Below are 4,770 nucleotides of genomic sequence, written 5' to 3' on the forward strand. Positions count from 1 at the left end.
GATGATCTGCTCGGGGGTGTGACGCTTGCGTTTCATGGGGCTTCTCCTGGCCAAGTCTGGCCGGTCGGGAAGCTCTCATAAGGACTGGTTCAGTTTCTGGGGTCCACGCCAAAGTCGCAGAAGCCGATCTCTCCGGGCTGATACGCCAGCGGAAACATCACCTCCGGCGTCGGGCCATGCAGCGCCTTCCACTGCTGCACCCGCCGCTGCAGGGTGCGTTTCAGCGAACTCCAGTCCTGATCTGGCTTTTGCTCCTGCAGGTGCTCCAGCAAGGTGGTGGGCGTCAGGGCTGGATGCCGCTCCAGCAGCGGCAGCAGCAAAGGCTCCCACACCTCAGCCAACGGGTCTGGTCGGCGCCTGCTGCGGGGCTTGGCAGCTTGGGGTTGGAGGCGGCCTGACTCGATCCGGTGAGCACTGCTCACCGAGATGCCCGCCGCTGCGGCAGCCACCTCCTGGCGGCTGCCGGCTCGTCGTTTGGACATGTACAGAGCAATCTGTTGAGCGGTGAGGGGAGCAGGCATGGCCCGGTGCCCTGCGCATGGCAACCGGATTGAGCTGATCCCATCTGGAGCGGTCAACCTGTTTGGCGCGCCCCCTCAACCAGATTGTCGTCGGACACAGCCTGAGGCCCAGGCGGTGGAGCAGCAGTGGGAGCAGGTGATCGCGATGCTCCGCGAAAAATTCCCCGCCGCCGCTGCCTTGATGGAGCAGGCCAAGGAAGACGTCCTCGCGTTCCGTGCTTTCCCGCCGGAGCACTGGCGCAAGATCTGGAGCACCAACCCCCTGGAGCTGCTGAACAAGGAGATCAAACGCCGCACCCGCGTCGTCGGCATCTTCCCCAACGACGCCGCGATCATCCGCTTGGTGGGAGCCCTGCTGCTGGAGCAGCAGGAGGAATGGCAGCTTGATGGCCGCCGGGTGTTCTCTGAACAGTCGATGGCCAAGCTGGACAACACCAGCGATCCGGCCCAAGATCAACCAACAGCTGCACTCGCTGCGGCTGCCTGATCACCAATCTCCGATCAGATCACAGGCCTCGGGATTTACACCACTCCAAGGGACGCGACCAAGCCCGTCAGGAAGCTGCGGCTGATCCCCGCCGAGAAGGCCTTCGCGCTGGTCCGCAAGCTGCAGGGCTCAGGGACGGCCCTGCTGGCCGGATTCCAGGGGTGGAGAGCTGTTGAGCAACTGCACGCCCTCGCGGGCGGAGAAGCGCTGGTCAAAGCTCAGCACCGGCAGCGCTCCTGCCCTGGAGGCCCTGGCCAGGATCAGGTGATCCGCCAGGTCACCGCCCTGCCGGAAGTGCTCCAGCGCATCGATCACCGCATCGATGTCCTTCACCACAACTCCGCGGGTGCGTACCAGGCGTTCGAGCAGTTGGTGACGACTGGTGTGGTCCAGTGCATAGCCGCGCAGAACCCAGGCCACTTCCACCAGCACCACGTCGGGGAGGTACATCCCGCCGGCGCGGTGACTTTCAGGAAAGGTGTCACTCCTGGGTTGCCATTCAGGCGACCTGAATCAATGGTACCGCCAGAGCCGACTCCGGCTGTTCTGGTGGCTTGTTGATCCACACCACCTCTGGCTGGCGCCAGCAGCGGGTGGATCGGCTCCATCGACGCGGATGATTCTGCCGGGCCTTCTCGTAGACATGGGCGCGCCGCCGGCAGAGTTCGACGGGATGGCCGCTGTGGCGCTGGTGCGGCGTCACGAACTTGATGCCGCTGTGACGGTGCTGGGGTTGTACCACTCCACGAACGACATCACCCATTCGCAGGCCTCTGCCTTGCTGGTGAACGGCCGAATTGGGTAGTCAGGACTGTACTTGACCGTGCGGAACAGGGATTCCGAGTAGGGATTGTCGTTCGAAACCCGTGGTCGGGAGAACGAGCGCAGCACCCCCAGTTCCTCCAGCCTGGCCTCGAGCGTGGCGGCACGCATGGCATTGCCGTTGTCCGCATGGAGGACCAATGGCTGGTGGCGGCCTTTGCTGATCCACTCCCTCAGACAGGTGCGGCTGACGAGCTCGGCGGCAACCTGGGCATCTTCCCGCTCGGCCACGTCCCAGGCCACCACCTTGCGGCTCCAGACGTCGATCACCAGGTAGAAATAGATCCACACCCCCCGCACCGTGGTGAGCAGATAGGTGATGTCCCACGACCACACAGCATTGGGGCGATCCGCCCTCAAGCGCGGCACCGTCCGCGGCTCCTGAGGCCTCCGTGCCCGCCCCCTCCGTTGGCACTGCCCCGCCTGGTGCAACACCCTGTAAAAACTGGACTCCGAGCCGATGAACAGGTCCTGATCGGCCAGTGCTGGCACGATCTGTCCTGGGGGCAGCGAGGCGTACTCCGGCTGATTGCAGGTGAGCAGGATCCGCCGGCGTTCCTCCTCGCTCAGGCGGTGAGCGACATGGCGGGGGCTGCCTTTACGCCGGTCCCCACCGTCCCCATGACCCAGGAAGGCACGCCGCCAGCGCTTGAGGGTGCGCAGGGAAATGCCGATCTCCCCGCATGCAGCGCTGAGGGTGGCGCCGCTGGCTTGGCCTCACCGATCAGCTCGATCGCCTTCTGCCGGTGCGCGGCACTCGTCAGCCTTCCGCGTCCTCCAAGCAGAAGGCCTCCCACTTTTTTCGCAGCACCAGCAGCGCTGCCGCCTCCGCCAGGGCCTTCTCCTTGCGCTGCAGCTTCTTCTTGAGGGCCTTGATCTCTCGCTGGTCCTGGGCGCGGAGCCTCTCCAGCTCCTTCTGTTCGGCCATCGACAGCAACGGCGCGGCGTTGGCATCGGTGGCTGCCTGACGCCAGCGGCTCAGCTGCTCAGGGAAGAGACCCCGCTCCCGGCAGTAGGCGCCGAGCTCGGTGTCGTTGAGGCCAGCGGTCTCGAGCACCACCACCAACTTGTCGGCAGCGCTCCTGCCCTCCGGTTCCTTCTGGGTGGCCGGCACCACCTCTCCCTGCAGCCGCCAGGCCTTCCTCCACTTGTAGAGGGTGATCACGTGGATGCCCAGCTCCTGGGCGATCTCCGCCACGCTCTGGCGGTGACGCGGGCTCACCCGCCGGCGGACATCAGCCTTGACGGCCTCGCTGTAAGGACGCATCGATCGGTTCCATCAGGCCCCCTGGTGGCTGAAGTGGTCGGGTTGGAGAGGCGTCATCTTTCCTTGCAGAGGGGGCTGCTGAGGTCATTGGCTCTCAACCTGCTGCGCCGCAATGGGTTTCGCTCAATCCGCTCTGGTCTGATGGCCGTGGCGAACGACTTCAGCCGAATGCTCGGCTGGGTCGGAATCAGCGCTGTGGGGAGTGCATGAATTGACTTTTAGTCAGCCCTGCCAACGCGGTTACCTGCTGCATCCCGTGCACGGAAAGGGATCTGAGGATCGCGGAGGCTTATGGGTAATCAAGTTACCAATAGACTCTAACGACGAAGTCGTTGTCAAATTCATCAACTTCCAGCTTGGCGAAGTCGATCAAGTCAATGCTTTTGATTTGCTCCAATGCGAATACAAATGATTCTGCGGTAAAGCACCAGCAATGACTATCAATATACTCGCCGAGATCGTGTCTGCGCTTAAAGTCTTTTAGCAGTTCTTGTTTGAATTCGCCTTCAAAGACTGGAGCTAGATCCCTGCTTGAAATTTGCGAGTGCCTGCTCCATGAGTTTGCGCCATTGAATCTATGACAATAAATCCTCATGTCTAAAACCTGCCCGAGTGTCGGCCTCGCATATGCATTATTGAATGCATCAATCAAGTTTCCTGGAGAAGTTAAAGGGCGAAAATGATCAAAACAGTATCGCTTGTCCGGTATCACCAAGCTAAGCCAACCTCCAGTCGCAAGGCATTCACTTAAATGCTTTAACCATCTAATCGGGTTTGCTATATGCTCAATGACATGGCTAGCTATGATACAATTGCATTTGATCGGCATAATGGGTTCCAGTCGACTACTGCCATCCCAAATACACCCAATTTCGGGCATCTTATTAATGAGATTAATATCGGTAATGCCTTTTAATCTGATATTTTCGTATTTAGTAAAAGCATCAATAAATACCGATCCCGGAGGTGCGATAGGGTTTGCCAAAGCTCCAATTTCAGCGAATGCAGACGTTTTTAAATCCAAACCCTTGAAAATAGAATCGTGTCTTGACATGTGAGTTAATTCCTTCAAATGCCTTTCAAATCAATTCTGCCCCCACTGTCAGCAAGCGAACCAGTACACGAGTATGCCCTCGCGCCCGAAACGCCCACGGCTAGGCAAGTATTCCCTTGCCAGACTGGTCTTGAGGCCATCGGGTCATGGCCGGTTACATCTTTGGAGGCTTGACCCCGAATACCAAAGTGGCTTGGGTGCCATCTGCGCTCTCTGTCTTGGCGACGGATGAGATGGTTCAAAGCCAGAGAACCAATCACCACTAGAAATCTACACTATTTTGCTTGATCCGGGTGCGCTGGACTCTCCAAGCCCGCAACGCCACAGACACCATTCGAGAGCGCTGGGTGGGCGCCAGCTGGACCATCGAGCTGGTGAGCACAGGCCGCCGTGGCGGCAAGCCGTTTCAACACGTCTATTATATCATCACCACCCTGCGCGCCAGCCCAAAAGCATTGCTCAGGCTGCTACGACAGCGCTGGGCGATCGAAAACCAGTGGCACTGGCCTGGGGGCGTCCCGCCAAGTGGTGTAAATCCCGAGGAGCAGCACCGGCGTAGCCGGTGCTGGCGGTCTTCTCCTCAAACTCCCTGCGGGGCAATGGGTGGGCCGGTCTGTGA

The 4,770-nt window shown here is 60.3% G+C and carries 7 protein-coding genes; 1 reads left to right on the plus strand and 6 read right to left on the minus strand.

What is annotated here, in order from left to right; genetic code table 11:
• Positions 1-89: 89 nt before the first annotated feature.
• Complete coding sequence (locus tag ACLD7X_RS15780; protein WP_412007407.1) at positions 90-482, minus strand: hypothetical protein; 393 nt, start codon at positions 480-482, stop codon at positions 90-92.
• Between the two features lie 37 nt (positions 483-519).
• On the opposite strand from ACLD7X_RS15780, the gene ACLD7X_RS15785 reads away from it, so the two are divergent.
• Complete coding sequence (locus ACLD7X_RS15785; protein WP_411424633.1) at positions 520-1,008, plus strand: transposase; 489 nt, start codon at positions 520-522, stop codon at positions 1,006-1,008.
• A gap of 129 nt (positions 1,009-1,137) precedes the next feature.
• Here the strand turns inward: ACLD7X_RS15785 and ACLD7X_RS15790 are convergent, their stop codons facing one another.
• The 5 genes from ACLD7X_RS15790 to ACLD7X_RS15810 form a co-directional block, all read right to left on the minus strand.
• Positions 1,138-1,458 carry a PIN domain-containing protein gene (locus tag ACLD7X_RS15790; protein ID WP_411424634.1) on the minus strand — a complete coding sequence of 107 codons (321 nt, stop codon included), beginning with the start codon at positions 1,456-1,458 and terminating at the stop codon, positions 1,138-1,140.
• 49 nt (positions 1,459-1,507) lie between these two features.
• Positions 1,508-1,711, minus strand: a complete 204-nt coding sequence (locus tag ACLD7X_RS15795; protein ID WP_412007408.1) for a hypothetical protein — start codon at positions 1,709-1,711, stop codon at positions 1,508-1,510.
• Positions 1,708-2,505 carry a DDE-type integrase/transposase/recombinase gene (locus ACLD7X_RS15800; protein ID WP_411424638.1) on the minus strand — a complete coding sequence of 266 codons (798 nt, stop codon included), beginning with the start codon at positions 2,503-2,505 and terminating at the stop codon, positions 1,708-1,710. The genes ACLD7X_RS15795 and ACLD7X_RS15800 overlap by 4 nt, the downstream gene beginning before the upstream one ends.
• Positions 2,506-2,590: 85 nt before the next feature.
• The gene (locus ACLD7X_RS15805; protein WP_411424636.1) at positions 2,591-3,097 is read right to left on the minus strand and encodes a transposase; all 507 of its coding nucleotides are present in this window, start codon (positions 3,095-3,097) and stop codon (positions 2,591-2,593) included.
• Positions 3,098-3,401: 304 nt separating this feature from the next.
• The gene (locus tag ACLD7X_RS15810) at positions 3,402-4,151 is read right to left on the minus strand and encodes a methyltransferase domain-containing protein (RefSeq protein ID WP_411424637.1); all 750 of its coding nucleotides are present in this window, start codon (positions 4,149-4,151) and stop codon (positions 3,402-3,404) included.
• Positions 4,152-4,770 lie beyond the last annotated feature (619 nt).

It is taken from the genome of Aphanothece microscopica RSMan92, assembly GCF_046613545.2.
In the GTDB taxonomy this organism is placed as follows: domain Bacteria; phylum Cyanobacteriota; class Cyanobacteriia; order PCC-6307; family Cyanobiaceae; genus NIES-981.

What these genes read in the sequence shown, in the direction of transcription:
- ACLD7X_RS15780 (WP_412007407.1), bottom strand. Translation starts at nt 482, where the DNA reads ATGTCCAAACGACGAGCCGGCAGCCGCCAGGAGGTGGCTGCCGCAGCG.
- ACLD7X_RS15785 (WP_411424633.1), top strand. Translation starts at nt 520, where the DNA reads ATGGCCCGGTGCCCTGCGCATGGCAACCGGATTGAGCTGATCCCATCT.
- ACLD7X_RS15790 (WP_411424634.1), bottom strand. Translation starts at nt 1,458, where the DNA reads ATGTACCTCCCCGACGTGGTGCTGGTGGAAGTGGCCTGGGTTCTGCGC.
- ACLD7X_RS15805 (WP_411424636.1), bottom strand. Translation starts at nt 3,097, where the DNA reads ATGCGTCCTTACAGCGAGGCCGTCAAGGCTGATGTCCGCCGGCGGGTG.
- ACLD7X_RS15810 (WP_411424637.1), bottom strand. Translation starts at nt 4,151, where the DNA reads ATGTCAAGACACGATTCTATTTTCAAGGGTTTGGATTTAAAAACGTCT.